Origin of the sequence: Megasphaera sp. UBA4233 (assembly GCF_002395615.1) — a bacterium.
Lineage (GTDB): Bacteria > Bacillota > Negativicutes > Veillonellales > Megasphaeraceae > Megasphaera > Megasphaera hexanoica.
Window position 1 is genome coordinate 24927 of the sequence record NZ_DGXL01000010.1, and the last position, 17809, is coordinate 42735.

Below are 17809 nucleotides of genomic sequence, written 5' to 3' on the forward strand. Positions count from 1 at the left end.
CGATTCCATGAATATAGAAGACACAGGTAAAAGAGGGCGGCAAAATAGTCTGCTCAAATCATTGGAAAAAAGTCTCGATGTCCTCGATATTTTTGTCGAATGCAATACCGGTCTGACTTTGAAAGAAATAGCGGCCCGGACTGACCTCAATACTTCGACGGCTTTCCGCATCGTCAATACGCTGGAACGTCGTCAGTATCTGACGCGCAACGAAGCATCCAAACAGTACCGGCTGGGTCCGAAAGCACTGGCTCTGGGATATTCCTCCCATTGGACAGAAAACGTCGTGACCCTGGCTAAACCGTATCTGCGGCGGCTGCAGCAGATTTTCAATGAAACGGCCAGTATTTATGTGGCCGAAGGAGACAGTCGTATCTGCCTGGATCATGTAGAAAGCACCCATTCGTTGCGCCGCGTTATTCCCATGGGCGAATCGCTGCCTATCTATAAAGGTGCTGCCGGCAAAGTGCTTCTGGCCTGGGCTAGCAAGGCCGAACGGAACCGGGTCATCGTCCAGTATGGCAATTTGTCGGAAAGTGAGTTTGCCTCTATCCGGCACAATGGTTATGCCATTACCCAGGATGAAAGCGAACACGGTCTGTTTGCTCTTTCCGTTCCGATTTTCAATTTTGAGGAACAAGTCATTGCTTCACTGACCATAGCCGGTCCGAGCATGCGGTTTTATGATTCTATCCGGCAGAAGATGCTCTTTACCATGAGCCAGTATGCCTATGAAATATCCTATTCACTGGGTTATCGCAAAGACAAAGATAAGGATAGATAAATGAATAGCGGAATGATAGGATCGAAGTGGCCGGAAAAATGGTATGAAGAAGATGTCTGTCAGGTTGCCCGGCATCTTCTGGGGGCTGTTCTGGTACACGTTACAGAGAATACAGTCTATGCCGGCCGTATCGTCGAGACCGAGGCTTATGGAGGAACATATCATGGCTGGCCTGATGATGCGGCCCACAGTTACCACGGCAGGACGGCCCGGACAGAGCCGATGTTCCAATCCGGAGGCTGCAGCTATGTCTATCAGATTTATGGCATGTATTACTGTATGAATGTTGTGACCGGTCGTGCCGGCAGTGGGGAAGCAGTCCTCATCCGGGCTGTAGAACCTCTTTCCGGTCTGGATGATATGTTCCGCAACCGTAACATGGATAACCGTACCCGGAGTCCGTATCATCTGACCAACGGACCGGGAAAACTCTGTCAGGCCATGGAAATCACAAAATCACAGAACAAGCTGGATCTCTGTGGCGATGAATTGTACATTGCTGAGCCGGTTATGCGCCAACCACTGCAGATAGCATGTTCTGCGCGCATTCATGTAGACTATGCCGAAAAAGGGAAGACTTTTCCCTGGCGTTATTATATTGAAAATAGTAAATTCGTATCCCGGCCATGAATCGATGGTACTTGAGGATCGGCGTTCATATACTTAGGGGGAGATTATTATTATTGAATTTAGAGAAATCCGTCTGGAAGATAAACCGATTATAGATGATTATTTTCAGCAGAAGCGGTATGAACAGGCTGATGCAACATTCATGACGCTGTTTGCCTGGCAGAAGCCCTATGAAATCCAGTGGGCTGAAGAAGACGATGTCATGTATATCCGTTCCGGCCGTGGCAAAAAGCAGTTCTGGATTCCGCCATTTGCCAAAAAAGACGGCAGCTTTTTAAAGGGCGTACAACGGATGCACGAATGGTTTGATGAACATGGCTATCCTTTCCTCATGAAAGGGGTAACGCCGGCAGCTGCCGAACGGATCCGGACACTCTGTGAAGACTGTTATGAATTTACGCCGGACCGGGATAACTACGAATACGTGTATCTCACACAGGACCTCATCAACTTATCAGGAAAGAAATTCCGTCAGAAAAAGAATAACCTCAATCATTTCCGCAATCAGTACATCGGAAACTGGGAATACGTGCCTATTACAGAAGAAATTTTTGATAAATGTATGGAAGCGGAAAAGACATGGTATGACCAGCATGAAGAACAGGATGACGATGAAGAACTTCTGGGTGAACGCCACGCCATCGAAGAAGTATTCAATAACTGGGAAATCCTTCAGCCGACGGGCGGCGCCATCCGCATGTATAATAAGATCGTCGCTTTTTCCATTGGTGAAATGCTCAATGATGATACGGCAATCATCCATTTTGAAAAGAGCGATCCAAATATCCGTGGCCTGTATCAGGTCATTAATCATGAATTTGTCGTTCATGCCTGGCCTCACACGACTTATATCAACCGGGAAGAAGATATGGGTATACCCGGTCTGCGTCATTCCAAGGAATCATACAACCCGCACCATTATGTAGAAAAATTTGATGTGACATTGAAAAAATAAAAACGGAGGCTGTCCCTGCATGACAGCCTCTTTCTTATAGAGAAAGGGGAGGTTTCTATGAATTTCCGTTTAGCTGGCGAACAGGACAGAGGGCTGGTGGAAAGTCTATGGGATTACTGTTTTGAACATCGGGAAGATCCGTTTTTCCAGTGGTATTTTAAAAATTTCTATAAACCGGAACAGGTTCTCATGGGGTTTCAGGGTGATCAGATGGCCTGTCTGACCCATCTCAATCCCTATACACTGAATCTCCGGGGCAGACAAGTGCAGACATCCTATATTGTCGGATTGGCAACGCATCCGGCAGCCCGGCGCGGCGGTGTCGGTGGCAAACTGCTCACGGCAGCCCTGGAAGAAATGAAACGGCGCGGTCATTATGTCAATATCCTCATGCCCAGCAAGGCCGGTTTCTATCAGCCCTACGGTTATGAATTATACTGTCATCAGTGGAAAGAAACGCTTCCTCTCGATGCTCTGCGCCCTCTTACGGACCGGACGCTCCACTATGGATTTATTACCAGCCCGGATGAATGGACTTATCTGGCGCCGGTATACGATGCCTATACGCGCAATCTTTCCGGTTATGCCGTCCGGGATGAACAGAGCTGGCGCAGCCATATCAGCGCCCAGCTGGCGGAAGGCAATATCGCCGTCTGCCTCGATGGTGACCGGGCGGTCGGATATCTCTTTTATCAGCTCGGTGAACCGACTATCGTAAGCGGGGAATTCGTGTATGCTACAGCCAGGGGCAAGAAGGGACTTCTGAATTATATCTATAACCACCGCTCACAGGGCGATACATTCCAGTGGAATGAAGGAATTCACGACCAATCATACCGCTTCTATCCCGATGGCAAACAGGGCCATGAAACGATGCCCTTCATGACCGGCCGTATTGTCGATGTCAAAGGAGCGCTGGAAGAACTGCCATACCGGGCGGAAGGAAGTCTGACATTCCGGACAGATGACCCTCTGGCCGATTGGAATACAGGGACATGGCGTCTGACTGTGCAGGATGGTACAGCCAGCGTAGAAAAACGGCCTGATGGAGAAATGACCGATGCTATCATGCCTATTGGCACCCTGGCTCTCCTCGTATTTGGGGCGATGGACGTCGATGATCTCGTTTTCAACGAAAAAATACAGGGAACAGATCGGGCACTGGAAATATTGCAGGCCTTGTTCCCAAAAGAAAAATGCTATATCAATGAATGGTATTGATTACAGTCTTGTTCTCCTGCAGGACAGTGGTGATGAGCAGATATGCAGGAATAGTAATTGACTTTTATAAATCGGATGGGTATAATAAATCCGTGATGAATTACATAATAAAGACTCCAGTGGCGCTGGAGTCCGGGAAAAAGGAATGGCTGTTGTACGCTGATAGCGTGCGGCAGCCTATTTTTTTTGTTGGTTATTCATCATATGTCTATGTGTATTACAAACGCATGGATGTATCATTTTTTGTTTTTATGATAACAGGAGGTCTATCTATGGCTACAGAAGTCACGAAAGAATTTATCGTAGGCATGCCGAAAGCAGAATTACATTTGCACATCGAAGGTACTCTGGAACCAGAATTAAAATTAAAACTGGCTCAGAAAAATCATGTAGATATCGGTCAGACTACGATCGAAGAAGTACGGGCATCATATCAGTATGACGACCTGGCTTCATTCCTGGCTGTATATTATCCTGCCATGAATGTATTGCAGACAGAAGATGATTTCTATGATTTGGCCATGGAATATATTCATCATGCCGCAGAAAATAATGTCCGTCATGCTGAAATTTTCTTTGATCCCCAGGCACACACGAGCCGTGGTATCGCTTTTGAAACCTTCATCAACGGCTTATACCGGGCTACTGTCGATGCCCGGGCACTCAATATCGATGCCAGACTGATTATGTGTTTCTTACGGGATATGTCCCGTGAATCGGCCCGCAAAACGCTGGAAGAATCCCTTCCGTACCGCGATAAGTTCATTGGTGTCGGCCTCGATTCAGACGAACACAATAATCCGCCCATGAAATTTTTCAATCAATTTACCCAGGCTGAACAGTATGGCCTGCATCTTACGGCACATGCAGATATCGACCAGAAAGATTCTATTGAACACATCCGTGAACTGCTGGAAGTTATCGGTGTCGAACGGATAGATCATGGCACCAATATCGTTGAAGATCCTGATTTGGTTGCCTACGCAGCCAATCATCATATCGGCTTTACGACATGCCCGCTGTCCAATACGTTCGTACGGCCTGAAATGAAGGGACCGGAAGTACTGGAATTGCTCGATAAGGGCGTCAAGATCTCGGCACACTCCGATGATCCTGCGTATTTCGGCGGATATATCAGTGATAATTACTATGCCCTGGCAGATGCTTTCAACCTGACGAAAGAACAAGTAGTGATGCTGGCGCGGAATTCTTTTGAAACATCCTGGATCAGTAAAGAACAAAAGGCTATTTATATCGCCGAACTGGAAGAATATGCAAGAACCCATTAAGAAAATCGCAGTGCAACAGCGTGTCTATTTATTTATATAATGAGGGGTACTTATTTTTATGTCTAGCAACCAATCTATGGGAATTTTGGATAAAGTCTTTCATTTATCTGAAAACAATACAACAGTAAAGAGGGAATGTCTGGCAGGTCTGACGACATTTGTCTCCATGGCGTATATTCTCTTTGTCAATCCGATTATCCTGGGAGATGCGGGTATGGATGCCGGTGCTGTTTTTACGGCTACGGCCTTATCAGCTATCATGGGCTGCCTGCTCATGGGTTTTTTGGCTAATTATCCGATTGCTATCGCCCCAGGTCTGGGTGACAACGCCTTCTTTACTTATTCAGTCGTCCTTGCCATGGGTATTCCCTGGCAACAGGCCATGGGCGGTGTTTTCATCGCGTCCATTTTGTTTACGCTCGTTTCCTTTTTTAAGATCCGGGAAATCATCATCGATGCGATTCCTCAGGATTTGAAATATGCTATGGCTGCTGGTATCGGCATTTTCATTTCCTTCGTGGGATTGCAGGGAGGCGGTATCGTCATTGGCGATCCTTCTTCTCTGGTAGCAATCGGGTCGTTTAAAGTTCCGACGACCTGGCTTACTATCTTTGGTGTTTTCGTAACGGCTATCCTCATGGCAAAGAAAGTGCCTGGATCCATCTTTTACGGTATCGTCCTGACGGCTGTCATGGGACTGGTGACACAGATAATACCGCCTCCGGAAAGCATTATTTCCATGGCGCCGAGTCTGGATCCGACGTTCGGTGTAGGCGTGACGAATATGGCGTCTATTCTTACAGATCCTCAGATGTGGGCCGTAGTGATCATCTTTTTCCTGGTGGCCTTTTTCGATACGGCTGGCACGCTCATCGGACTGGCACAACAGGCCGGAATTATGCATAATGGCAAAATGCCCCGCATCGGCCGGGCTCTCATGGCAGATTCTCTGTCCATGCTCGGTGGTGCTGTTATGGGAACGACTCCTACGGCAGCTTATGTCGAATCTTCGGCCGGCATAGCTGTCGGTGCCCGTACAGGCCTGACAGCCGTTGTCGTAGCGATTCTCTTCGCCTTTAGTATGATTTTTTCACCTCTTCTGGCCGTCGTTACGGCTCAGGTTACGGCTCCGGCCCTGATTATCGTCGGCGTTCTCATGACATCGTCTCTTAAGGAAATCCACTGGAATCAGTTTGAAATCGCCTTCCCGGCTTTCATGGTCATCATCGGCATGCCACTGACATTTAATATTTCGTATGGCATCGCCTTCGGGTTCCTGTTTTATCCAATCCTGATGACTATTGCCGGACGGCGCAGAGAACTCAATCCACTCATCTGGGTCATGTTTGTTCTCTTCCTCATTCTGTTGTATACGCTGACTATTCTTAAATTTTAAGGAGATTATACATGCTTACGAAAGAACTGTTATCTGATTATATCGATGCTGGTGCAGCCCGGATTAAAGCCGATATGGCTGTTATCGGCGGTACGCTGATCAATGTCAATACGGGTGAATACTATAAGGCAGACGTGGCTGTCTATAAAGGGAAAATCGTCGCCGTTGAAAGTGATATTTCTGACTATATCGATGAACATACGCAAAAAATAGACGCGACAGGAACCTATCTGGCTCCGGGACTTATTGACTGCCATATCCATGTAGAATGCAGCAAAATGAGCATGACACGTTTTGCCCAGGCCGTCGTTCCCCACGGTACGACCAGTATTGTCAGTGGTCTCGATGAATATATTTCCGTCATCGGCGTCGATGGGCTGGAAGCCATTTTCAAGGAAGTCGATGCATCTCCTATGAAAGTATTCTGGGCACTGCCTTATAAGACACCGTATACGATTCCCGTTTCGACCATTGCGTATAATGTGACAGCTAAAGATCATGCAAAATATCATCAGGATCCTCGCTGTTATGGTATATGGGAACTGGTACGTGAAGCTGTCCAGACTAAGGATCCGGATACGATGGAAGCACTCGTCCTGGCCAGAAAATATCATCGGCCTATTTTTGGCTGCAGTCCCCTGGCTAAGGGCAAGGCTCTCAACGAATATCTCATGAGTGGTGTCCGTGTCGATCACGAAAGTTATGACCACCAGGAATTCCTGGAAAAAGCCCGCAAAGGGATGCACACGATTATCCGGGAATCAGCAGTCACGAAATTCCTTAAAGAAAATGTCCGCGCTATTACCGAAGGCGCACCGGGCATAGCCCGTCATACCAGCTTTTGCTCTGATGATGTAAACGCCCGGGGCATTCTCAAAGAAGGTCATATCGACCATATGGTACATCTGGCCATCGCCGCGGGAATCGAACCGATGACGGCCATCCAGATGGCGACAATTAATGCGGCAGAAGCTTATGAAATCGACGACCGTGTCGGTTCTATTGCACCAGGCAAGGATGCGGATATCCTTCTCGTTGATCAGCCGGGGACTTTCCGTGTACAGACAGTCATCAGTAAGGGGATACTGGTGACAGAAAAGGGAGAAAATAAATTCGAGTATACTGTACCCAGACGGGATGATTCCCTGTTGCACACCGTACAGCATGCACCGCTGACGGCAGATGATTTTGCCTATCATGTAGATATGGATGAAGGAAAGGCTGTCGTAGAAACGATAAACAGTATCGGGCCGTTCATGCGCAGACGCCGTGACGTCGAACTGGATGTCCGCGGAGGTATTGTCCGTCCCAGTGCCGAAAAAGACGTGGCCCTCGTATCGGTCATTGAACGTTATGGCATAAATGGTAACATGTCCAAGGGTTTCATTTCCGGATGGTCATTTAAGAAAGGTGCTATTGCCACGACGGCGGCTCCTGACGATAATAACCTCGTCGTCGCTGGTGCCAATTATGATGATATGGCACTGGCTGCCAATACACTGATCGAACAAGGCGGGGGACAGGTCGTCGTCATTGATGGAAAGATTGTTTCGTTCCTGCCGCTGCCCATTGCAGGTATTGCATCAGACCTGACACCGGAAGAATTGGCACAAAAAGAAAATGAACTCGACGAAGCGGCCAAAGCGATTGGCAGCCGTCTCCCGGATCCGATTTTTTATCTGTCCTTCCTGCCCATCACGGCGATTCCTGACCTGGCAATTACCGATGGTGGCAACGTAGATTATACAAAGCTATCTTACTTTGATCCTATCCTGGAATTGAAGGATAGATGATTTTTTTAAGGACATAGCTAAAAAGACTGTGCATGATGTTTTCATCGTGCACAGTCTTTTTAGCTTATATTCCTGCTTAAATTTTTCCGTTCGAGTACCTATTATGGAGTTAATGATATATGAAATAGACGGCCGTACTGGTCAGGATACCGGCACCTATATATACGGCCATAAGGGTCAGGATGAGATGACGCCGGGCAGAAAATACGGGCCGGAATGCACCATGTATAGAACCGGCAAGCATGACATAGGTGTCACTTCCTGTTGCCGGTACGTCCTGTCCGGTATGAGGTGTCGTCGTGCCGGGCAGTGATCCGGAAGTTGTGGGAGCCTGGTGGGAACCATGATAGGACAGGTTATTTTCGATGATTCCGTCAGGATTGGAGCGTATGTAGTCATGGACGTATTCCGTGTGGCCGTCCGGTGCGATACGCGTATAACCATTGACATGATGGTAACCCGATGGCGCTTTGATGAATCCGTCATGACTGACGGCGCTGTCGGGAGCAAAAGCCCCATCGTGGGTAAAGTCGCCAGATATACCGTCAGCTATGGCCCCGTCTACGGCAGCTGCTTTTAAGAAGGGGAGAATCAGGGCGATGATGACAAGGGGGATGCTTCCCATGATGCTAAGGGCTCCGGAAGCGGTATAGCCATTACGGTACAACCAGTACAGCAGCATCTGGAAAATAAAGGCAATGACTATAGCCAATGTTGTAAAAGCCAGACAGGTAAAAAAGAAAGCAGGCCTGTTTATCAGATGGAGTAGTGATTGAGGCAGGAGAAGCACAATCTGGCGCAGTCCACTAAAGATGTAATGGTATCCTGTATAGATCCATTGTATTTTAAAATACAGTGTCAAAGCCAGACCGCAGACGAACATTCCGGCAATGACGGCCCGCCAGTTTTTGAGGATAAAGCCGATACGGGCCAGAAATAAAACGACCATGATAATAAAGGCGACCGGTGCCAGAAAAGGAAAGGCCAGACAAATACCGGAGGCAATGACCGATACGACAACCATAGTCAGCAGCATGCGCCATGCCGTCAGAATGAAAAAGGCGCAAAAAAAGCCAATAATGACCATGGGATGATGGCCTTTGATAAAAATATACATGATAATGGAAAAAATAGCGATGGCACTGATCGCATTGTGCCATGTCAGAAGTTGGGATGAGACCCATTCGGAGCGCGTCATAGTTTGCTTATTCATATTATCCCCCGTTTATACTATAATCATTCCTATATTACGTGAGGTTATAGAAAAAAGCAAGAAAAAAGAGACTGGATACAGTCTCTTTTAGGATAGGAATGGAACATAAGCCTGCAAGGCAGGAAAAAACGCTATGTTCAGGCTTTTTACGATTTTGTCAGGATACTTCAGCGGATGAAATTGGTCATGACTTTGGCTTCCGTTTCCGGTGCGGAGATACCGGCCTTTTTACCGGCTTCAATGCACTTCAGTATCCACGCCATGTTGCGGCCTAGGACGCGCATGATTTGAAGACCTTCGGCATCCTGACGGACTTCATCAGGCGTATTGCCATGTACCATGGGCCAGTAGTTGGAAGCGACGCTTACCATCTGATGATAGGCCAGGTATTTATTGAGGACATCGAGAGTAGCAGTCGTTCCGGCACGACGGGCAGATGCAACGGTTGCCCCAACTTTGTGTACGAGGGCCGCACCGGCTTTTCCGGCGAGCTGATCCATAAAGGAAACGATTTCTCCTGACGGGGAAGCCCAGTATACGGGAGAACCGATGACGAGACCATCGGCGGTCTTCATTTTTTCAGCAACGGCATTGACTGTAGCCGTATCCGGAATAGCATGGATGATTTCTGCATCAATTCCGTTTTCTTTCAGCGTATCAGCGACGACGGAAAGGGCCGTATAGGTGCAGCCTTTTTCGCGGCGGCTGCCATTGAGTAAAATAACTTTCATAAAAATCCCTCCTGTATGTCATTGCAAATTTTTATCAATTTTACATATCTACTATATCACGCAAAAGGCAAATAGTCAAACGAGAAAGATTAAATGGAATTATATGGAAATAGAGATGTTTTTTACTGCGAAAAAGTATATACTAAAAATAAAAGCTAGTACTATTATAATCGTATGTATCAAACAAAGAAGGTGAGTGTCATGGCCTATCGGGAATGTCCCGGATGCGGTTTTTTCTATGTCAGTGATGAAGAGGATACGTGTCCTGAATGCGGTTGGCCTGTGCCGCGGAAATGCCCGTTTTGTGGCAGTGAATATGAAAGCCGGGATGTTATCTGTCCAGGATGCGGGAGACAAATCGATACGCTCACCCATCAGGTACTACCTGAATCCGATGAAGGGACCGATGACTTTGATACAGGATATGACAGGGGCTTTGACATAGGTTTTGATAAAGGCTATGATTACGGCCATGACCGGGGGTTTGAAAAAGGGTTTGAAGCGGGCCGTAATAATGATCTGGCAGCTCTGGAAACTGTGCAGAAACGAAGACAGGACCGGAAAACGGGGCAAACTATGCAACAGACAGATACAGTTGTGACAGAAGATACAGAGGATGCTCCTACAGAGGAACCATCGGCGATGGATCCAACATCAGCACAGGAGACCCCGATGCCATGGATCTCCAAAGTGATTGGCGTCCTGCTCGTTCTCCTGTGTCTGGCTGTCGTCATCGCTATTATAGGACTGCAGCCGGTAGTCATTATCTTTGTTCTCCTTGTTTTATACGCCCTGCTCCGCTGAAGAATTCAGGTACTATGGAGCAAGCGCCATAATGTCGTACGGCTCATATTCAGTTTTTCAGCGATTTCTTTATACGTACAGCCGAACAGGGAATGGAGCTTTTGAATACCGGCACGGAAGTTTTTCAAATCGGTGACAGGTGTTTCCATCAGTGCCGGATATTGGAGATATAGATCTTCTTTTACATTGTTTTCACCGATGGCTTCCATCAGAAGCTGATAGCGGTAACGCAGGGTTGGACTGGCTGCTGTTTTTAGCTGCAGGGCATAGCGGATACTGACGCTGCGCAGTTCAATGATATTGCCGGGCCAGCTGTATGTGGTAAGCAGTTGTGTCATATGTTCACTGAGATGGGTATGCCGTTTTTGCGGCAGCTGTTGATGGACGTAGTTCACAAAGAGCTCACAGATATCTTCCGGCCGGTCCCGGAGTGGCGGCAATGTCAGACAATGAATAGACAGAAGCCGGCGCAGCCCTATAGGCAGCTGCCGGTATTCCTGATCGGTGGCTACTGTATAAAATAAAATATCCAGCACTACGGGTTCTCCGTTTTCCGGGGAGATGTATTGCTGTTTTGTCAGAACTTCCTGCAGGATAGCCAGGAGTCGCGGACCGGCCAGACCGGGATGAATGATAATGATACTGCCACCGGCGGCATGAAAAAAGAGACCGCTGCGTGTGTATCCGTTCTGTGTACGTCCGTAAAGGGTGGAAACGGCCTGTTCGTCTGTTGTAGAAGAACAATCCAGTGTCATACAGGGATTGCCCGAACGGCGGGATGCATTGTGCAGGCAATGAGCCAGCTCTTCACCACCACAGCCGGCAGGACCGATAAGAGTGGTGGCGTATTCGATGGGAGAAATATGACGGCAAAGCTGTACAAGATGACTCATGACAGGTGAATACGCGGTGATTTTTTCCAGTTTATAAACCGGGGCAATAGTATACCGCTGTTGCTTCCGGTCTTTTTTTGTGTTGTGCGGGGTGGGATGAAACGTGAGTAGAACGCCACCAGCGTGAAAACCAATTGTGATGCGGCTGAAGACACAGCGCATCATGGTACCATTGATTACGTGGTAACTATCTTTCTGGCTGAGTCCGCTTTTCAGAAATGTATCCAAAGGCAGGTTGGGAAATATCTCTGTCAATGTCCGGCCACTGACCTGATGCAATGTCAGTCCTGTATAATTCTGCATGGTACGATTAAAAAATTCGATGACCTGTTCTGTATTAATAATGACGATACCAAGCTGGGTTGTTCCCAGTAACGATTCAGTAATGACACGATGGCGCCGTGCTGCATAGATTCTTTTTATCTGTTCACCAGCAGCCAGACAGGCATCGCGGATGGCTTCTCTTCCTGCATAGACGAGGAGTGATGCTTTGCCGGCTGCATCGGCTGCGTCCTGAGCAGCTGCCGGACCAATCAGTATATCGCATTGCGTTTTTCTGGCGATGGAATAAATCTGTGGAATCGCATCGTAAACGAGTTCTGTAAGACGGATCTTCATCAATTGCTGAAATACATCCAGATGCAGAGGGGCTGCGTGACGGTAACGCATGATGCCAATGTGCTGGTATCCCTGATCCAGCGCTGTGCGGATGGCCCGGAGATAATCTATATCCTGAACCTGAAAGGGAATGACGGGGTAACTGTAGTGGTTGGCAAATAGTGTTGCTCCGGCGGGACCAGCTACAAATATTTCACATCCCTGACGGATTGCTCTGGTGACGCAGGCATCCTGATCGGCCAGGCCGGCTTCAATGACGATATATTCGACTCCTGTGTCAGGTAACTGGCGAATGACATCATGGACTATGTGAAGAATACGGCTGTAGGCCAGTACACAGATACGAAAGGAACGGGTATCAGCTGAAAATGACATGTAAGTCTCCTTTCAAAATAGTCCTGTAAAACCGCACTATATGAAAATTATGGGAGAAAAAATAATAGAAAAATATATATATGTTTCAATTTAGGTAAAATATAGCATTTTTTGAAACAAATAACAATAGATTACCTTTGTTTACTCATAAATTGGCAGATAAGATAAAACCATGTACAATCAAAGAACTAAAAGAAATACGATATCAGAAAGGATGAATGGAACCTATGGATAAAATGCAGATACGACAGCTTTTACAGAATACCCGGTCTGTTTGTTCTATCTGGCCCGATTACATCATGGTGACAGACGCACTGAGTGACAAAACGATAGATGCCATTCTGTCAGAACCGACGATTCAGAGTGAGAAAATCATTGTTTGTATTGACCATGATACGCCTAATAGCTCCATCGATATAGGTGCCAGACAGCGCCGGCTGATTCGCTGGGCTGTAGAAAAAGGGTTGGCTATAGAATCGTGCCAGGGCATCGGGTATATTCGTTTAATAGAAAAATATGTACAAGAAGGACAGATTGTTGCTGGTACTGGGAGTCATATGGCCGGCCTGGGATCGGCAGGGGCCCTGGGAATTACTGTTTCGGAAGAAGTATTGCCTTCTGTCGTATCGGGTGGGCCCTTACAGCTTACCTGTCCACCTATACAGCGTATTGCCATACGAGGCAGCATGGCTGAAACTGTATCTGCACAGGATGCGGCACTGGCATTGCTGAAAATGTTGAAACAGAGTGGCAGGACAGGAGATCTATTCCTTTTTGCAAAGAAGGATATGGCGGTTTTTTCACAAGATCAGTGTTATGATTTCTGCCATCTTCTGCAGCAGGCCGGGGGAATCAGTGCCATAATCATGGATACAGAACAAGCTCCTTCTATGACGTTCGATGTATCGGATGTATGCCCTCTTGCCGTTCAACCGGGAAATCAGACTCATATCGTCCCCCTGCAGGAACAGGTACCTGTTCCTGTGCAAGAGGTATTTATTGGCGGCTGTCGTGGCGGTAAATTATCCGATTTACGAGCTGCTGCCTCTGTTCTCCAGGGGAAACGGATTGCTTATCGTCTGCGCCTGATTGTCGCGCCTGCAACGAGTACTGTGTACCTGCAGGCTTTGCAGGAGGGTCTGATTGATATTTTCCTGGATTCCGGTGCCATCGTCATGAATCAGGGGTGCAGTGTCTGCTGGGGCCGGGCGCAGGGAATACTTGACGCGGGTGAGACCCTGGTTTCTACGGGATCCTATCACTATCCCGGCTGCTCCGGGGATGTATCGGCAAAGGTCTATCTGACGTCACCGCAGGTGGCAGCCAGGTGCGCCCTGAGTGGCATTCTGCAGGAATAGGAGGTGTTTGCATATGGAAATGCGTTTTGAAGGACGAATATGGAAGTTAGGAGATGATATTGATACGGATATCATCATGCCGACCCAGTGGCTGACACTGGATACGATGGACGAAGTCAAAAAACACGCCTTTGAACCACTGCGGCCGGAACTGGCAGCTGCGATAAGACCAGGAGATATTATCGTGGCAGGACATAATTTCGGCTGTGGATCTTCCAGGGAACAGGCTCCGGAAGCGTTGAGTGCATTGAAAATCCGCTGTATTATTGCAAAATCGTTTGCCCGGATATTTTTCCGTAATGCTATTAATAACGGACTCTTATTGATTGAATGCAATGAATTGGCAGATCATGTCGTTGAGGGTGATGTCGTAACCGTAGAAATAAACCGGTACGTGTCTTGTCATGGGAAGAAATATGATATTCCCCACATACCGGATAATATTTTTCAGATTATTGAAGACGGCGGCCTTGTCAAAAGTATGCAGAAACGCAATGGAATCATAAAGGGGTAAGAAAGGAGAGACACATATGGAAACGACAAAAAGACTGCAGATTTTGAATATGGACTGGCCTTATTTCATACTAGCTTTTGTTATTCTCAATCTGGCCCTTTTCTTTAAATTTCTACCGGGAAGTCTGGCCGGTGTATTGCCATTGCTCATCGTATACGGTGAAGCATTCCGGTTCATTGGCGACCGCATTCCTATCGTCAAAGATTATCTGGGCGGCGGATCCATTGTTGTATTATTTGGTACATCAGCTATGGTGATGTATGGATTGGTGCCGGATGATTTTGCCAAAACCTGCAAAACGTTTATGACCGGGACTTTTATTAATTTTGCATTGGCAGCTCTCTGCTGCGGCAGTATTTTTGGTATGGACCGCAAATTGCTTATCAGAGCTGCTATCCGGTATTTACCCTGTATCATAGGTGGCTTTATCCTGGCCATCCTTTTTGGCGGTGCAGCGGGACTTCTCTTTGGAAATATTTTTTCAGAAACGACATTGTTTATTTCCGTCCCCATCATGGGAGGAGGGACATCGGCTGGTGCCGTTCCACTTTCCCAGATGTTTGGTGAAATCATGCAGCGCGATGTAGGTGAATTATTAGCCCTGATGACGCCGGCTGTAGCATTGGGGAATGCGTTTGCCATCATTGCAGCAGGGCTTCTGGACCGTCTTGGAAAAATACATCCCTGGATGACGGGAAACGGTCATATTATGCGTGACGAAGGAAAACAGGCAGAATCCGAAGAAGCAAAAAAAGAGGAACCAGTAACGAATTTATCTGTCTTTGCCGTCGGTATGACTTTTGCCGGTATTTTCCTGGCTCTGGGTATGTTGATTCAACGGTTCATTCCGAGTATTCATGCCTATGCCTGGATGATTCTGTTAATGATTGTTGTTAAAGTTCTGGGAATATTGCCAGCTAACATTGAACGATATTGCGCTCTTTGGTTCCAGTTCTTCATCAAAAATTTCACCAATACCCTTCTGGCCGGGCTGGGCTTTGGTCTGATCAGCCTGAGTGCCGTCATTCCTGCTTTGACGCCCAGTTATGTAATCATTGTAGCCGCAGTCGTATTAGGTGCCATCGTCGGAGCAGCTGTTGTCGGCTGGTTTGTCGGGTTCTATCCCATCGAAGCCGCTATTACAGCCGGCCTCTGTATGGCGAATATGGGTGGTTCCGGTGACATTGCTACACTTGGTGCCTGCAAAAGAATGGAACTCATGCCTTTTGCTGCCGTTTCATCCCGTCTGGGCGGTGCCCTCGTATTGATTGCAGGCAGTGTTATTTTATCCTTTGTCTTATAGTACGGAAGGAGACTGCTATCATGGGACATACATTAGCAGAAAAAATTCTGATGCATAATACAGGCGTAGCAGACTGCAGACCCGGTGACATCGTCATCACTCATCCGGACTGCGTCATGTTTCACGATATCTATACGACAAATGTATACCGGAAATTCAAGGAAATGGGATTTACGAAATCCTGGGATCCGGAAAAAGTCATCATTATGTTCGACCATCTGCTTCCGACCTGCCTTCCCCTCGATGGGGATCACCTGAAATACGGATATCAGTTTGCCGAAGAATTCGGCGCCAGAAAGGTCCATGCCGGCGACGGCATCTGCCATCAGCTTATGCCGGAACTGGGATATGCCCGGCCCGGTGACGTCGTATTTGTCACTGATTCCCATACGACAACCTACGGTGCTGTCAGCGCTTTTTCTACGGGCATCGGCTACACGGAAATGGCGGCCGTCCTGGGTACAGGAGAAATGTGGGTCCGCGTACCGTCAGCCATTAAAATCCAGATAGACGGCACACTGCCGGACGGAGTCTGCTCCAAAGACATCGCCCTGCGCATCCTGGGAGATCTGAAAGCTGCCGGCGGCACCTATAAATCCCTGGAATTCTGTGGCTCTACCATCGATGCCATGCCCGTCGACGAACGGCTGACCATTGCCAATATGGCCGTCGAATGCGGTGCCAAAGTCGGACTGTTCGCACCGACAAAAGAAAGTTGCGCTTACAGCAACGTAAAATATGATGACGTATCGTGGCTCCATTTTGATGACGATGCAGAGTACGAAAAAGTGCTGACGTATAAAGCCGAAGATATGGTACCGTATATTGCGGCCCATCCGTACGTAGATAACGTCAAACCGCTGTCCGAACTGGAAGGAATGAAAGTAGATAAAGTATTCATCGGTTCCTGTACGAATGGAAGGCTGCAGGATCTGGCAGCTGCCGCCCGCGTACTGGAAGGGCGTCACATTGCTCCCCACATGGAACTGCTTATCACACCGGCATCGCGGTCCATTTTTAAACAGGCCATTGCTCTGGGATACATACAAACATTTATTCAGGCTGGAGCTATGGTTACTCATCCCTATTGCTCGCTCTGTGAAGGCAGAAGTGGCGGGTTATTGTCTGATGATGAAGTATTACTTGGAACGAATAACCGGAATTTCCTGGGCCGTCTGGGCAGCCCGAAGTCCAAAACATACCTGGGTTCACCAGTTGTAGCGGCTGCCACGGCTGTTGCTGGTCATTTAATACATCCCGCTGATTTGAAACAGGAGAGAAATTATGGAATTTAATATACAAGAATGGAATGGCGTGTCATCTACATCGTTATCAGATGCCATGGCAGGATGCCAGACGATGGCTGCTGCTATTAAACCACTGGATAAACGGATGACCGTTACAGGACCGGCTTACACCATACAAGTCGTTAAAAATGATTGTTCTGTTGTATTTAAAGCATTGCGGGAAGCTCCCAAAGGCGCTGTCCTTGTCATCGCTGCCCATGGAACAACCGATGCAGCGTTCCTGGGAGAAATTGTCGTGACTATTGCCAGAAAACAGGGGCTGGCAGGTATCGTCATTGATGGATGCGTTCGTGATAGTCAGGCCATTGCCAGTGGTGATTTTCCTGTTTTTGCCCGCGGTATTACGCCGAAAAGTCCCCCTGTCAATTATCTGGGACGAGTACAACAGACAGTTGCCTGTGCCGATACGCTTATCCGTCCCGGAGACATTATTTATGGCGATGCTGATGGCGTCGTCGTCATTCCTGCCGATAAAACGGCAGAAGTCCTGAAAAACGCAAAGGCTAAAGAAGAAAAAGACCGTTGGAAGATGGATACTGTTATTCCTGATCCGGCCGCACTAGATGAATTTCTTGCTAAAGCCTGTGGAGAAAGGTAAGTATAGAGACGAAAAAGACTGTTTTTA

At 47.6% G+C, this 17809-nt stretch carries 16 protein-coding genes; 13 read left to right on the forward strand and 3 right to left on the reverse strand.

Annotated elements, in window-relative coordinates; translation table 11 throughout:
* Positions 1-7 precede the first annotated feature (7 nt).
* The 7 genes from B2U90_RS02185 to B2U90_RS02215 all read left to right on the forward strand — a co-directional run bounded on the left by B2U90_RS02185 (position 8) and on the right by B2U90_RS02215 (position 8068).
* Positions 8-784: an IclR family transcriptional regulator gene (locus B2U90_RS02185; RefSeq protein ID WP_083237081.1), complete on the forward strand. Its 777-nt coding sequence runs from the start codon at positions 8-10 to the stop codon at positions 782-784.
* Positions 785-1414 carry a DNA-3-methyladenine glycosylase gene (locus B2U90_RS02190; protein WP_292016998.1) on the forward strand — a complete coding sequence of 210 codons (630 nt, stop codon included), beginning with the start codon at positions 785-787 and terminating at the stop codon, positions 1412-1414.
* Positions 1415-1505: 91 nt separating this feature from the next.
* On the forward strand, positions 1506-2369 hold the full coding sequence (locus tag B2U90_RS02195; protein WP_292017007.1) for a DUF2156 domain-containing protein: 864 nt from the start codon (positions 1506-1508) through the stop codon (positions 2367-2369).
* Positions 2370-2426: 57 nt separating this feature from the next.
* The gene (locus B2U90_RS02200) at positions 2427-3590 is read left to right on the forward strand and encodes a GNAT family N-acetyltransferase (RefSeq protein WP_292016999.1); all 1164 of its coding nucleotides are present in this window, start codon (positions 2427-2429) and stop codon (positions 3588-3590) included.
* Positions 3591-3862: 272 nt separating this feature from the next.
* On the forward strand, positions 3863-4879 hold the full coding sequence (gene add, locus B2U90_RS02205; protein ID WP_059076196.1) for an adenosine deaminase: 1017 nt from the start codon (positions 3863-3865) through the stop codon (positions 4877-4879).
* 58 nt (positions 4880-4937) lie between these two features.
* Positions 4938-6275 carry an NCS2 family permease gene (locus B2U90_RS02210; protein WP_170087357.1) on the forward strand — a complete coding sequence of 446 codons (1338 nt, stop codon included), beginning with the start codon at positions 4938-4940 and terminating at the stop codon, positions 6273-6275.
* A gap of 11 nt (positions 6276-6286) precedes the next feature.
* Positions 6287-8068: an adenine deaminase C-terminal domain-containing protein gene (locus B2U90_RS02215; RefSeq protein WP_059076194.1), complete on the forward strand. Its 1782-nt coding sequence runs from the start codon at positions 6287-6289 to the stop codon at positions 8066-8068.
* A gap of 109 nt (positions 8069-8177) precedes the next feature.
* Here the strand turns inward: B2U90_RS02215 and B2U90_RS02220 are convergent, their stop codons facing one another.
* Both B2U90_RS02220 and B2U90_RS02225 read right to left on the reverse strand, forming a co-directional pair.
* Positions 8178-9281: a hypothetical protein gene (locus B2U90_RS02220; RefSeq protein WP_292017000.1), complete on the reverse strand. Its 1104-nt coding sequence runs from the start codon at positions 9279-9281 to the stop codon at positions 8178-8180.
* A 167-nt stretch (positions 9282-9448) separates the two neighbouring features.
* Positions 9449-10012 carry a flavodoxin family protein gene (locus B2U90_RS02225; RefSeq protein ID WP_292017001.1) on the reverse strand — a complete coding sequence of 188 codons (564 nt, stop codon included), beginning with the start codon at positions 10010-10012 and terminating at the stop codon, positions 9449-9451.
* A gap of 201 nt (positions 10013-10213) precedes the next feature.
* On the opposite strand from B2U90_RS02225, the gene B2U90_RS02230 reads away from it, so the two are divergent.
* On the forward strand, positions 10214-10816 hold the full coding sequence (locus tag B2U90_RS02230; RefSeq protein WP_113855128.1) for a hypothetical protein: 603 nt from the start codon (positions 10214-10216) through the stop codon (positions 10814-10816).
* A gap of 5 nt (positions 10817-10821) precedes the next feature.
* Here B2U90_RS02230 and B2U90_RS02235 read toward each other — a convergent pair whose 3' ends face one another.
* Positions 10822-12702, reverse strand: a complete 1881-nt coding sequence (locus tag B2U90_RS02235; RefSeq protein WP_075581693.1) for a PrpR N-terminal domain-containing protein — start codon at positions 12700-12702, stop codon at positions 10822-10824.
* A gap of 227 nt (positions 12703-12929) precedes the next feature.
* On the opposite strand from B2U90_RS02235, the gene B2U90_RS02240 reads away from it, so the two are divergent.
* The 5 genes from B2U90_RS02240 to B2U90_RS02260 are packed head-to-tail and all read left to right on the forward strand — an operon-like array spanning position 12930 to position 17782.
* Positions 12930-14060: an aconitase family protein gene (locus tag B2U90_RS02240; RefSeq protein WP_292017002.1), complete on the forward strand. Its 1131-nt coding sequence runs from the start codon at positions 12930-12932 to the stop codon at positions 14058-14060.
* 13 nt (positions 14061-14073) lie between these two features.
* Positions 14074-14574: a 3-isopropylmalate dehydratase gene (locus B2U90_RS02245; protein WP_075581691.1), complete on the forward strand. Its 501-nt coding sequence runs from the start codon at positions 14074-14076 to the stop codon at positions 14572-14574.
* A 16-nt stretch (positions 14575-14590) separates the two neighbouring features.
* Entirely contained in the window at positions 14591-15877 is a 1287-nt protein-coding gene (locus B2U90_RS02250; RefSeq protein WP_059076187.1) for a 2-hydroxycarboxylate transporter family protein, read from the forward strand.
* A gap of 20 nt (positions 15878-15897) precedes the next feature.
* Positions 15898-17172 (forward strand): 3-isopropylmalate dehydratase large subunit, encoded by a 1275-nt coding sequence (locus B2U90_RS02255; RefSeq protein WP_075581690.1) that lies wholly within the window; start codon positions 15898-15900, stop codon positions 17170-17172.
* Positions 17162-17782 carry an RraA family protein gene (locus B2U90_RS02260; protein WP_075581689.1) on the forward strand — a complete coding sequence of 207 codons (621 nt, stop codon included), beginning with the start codon at positions 17162-17164 and terminating at the stop codon, positions 17780-17782. Before B2U90_RS02255 ends, B2U90_RS02260 begins: the two co-directional genes overlap by 11 nt.
* Positions 17783-17809: the final 27 nt, after the last annotated feature.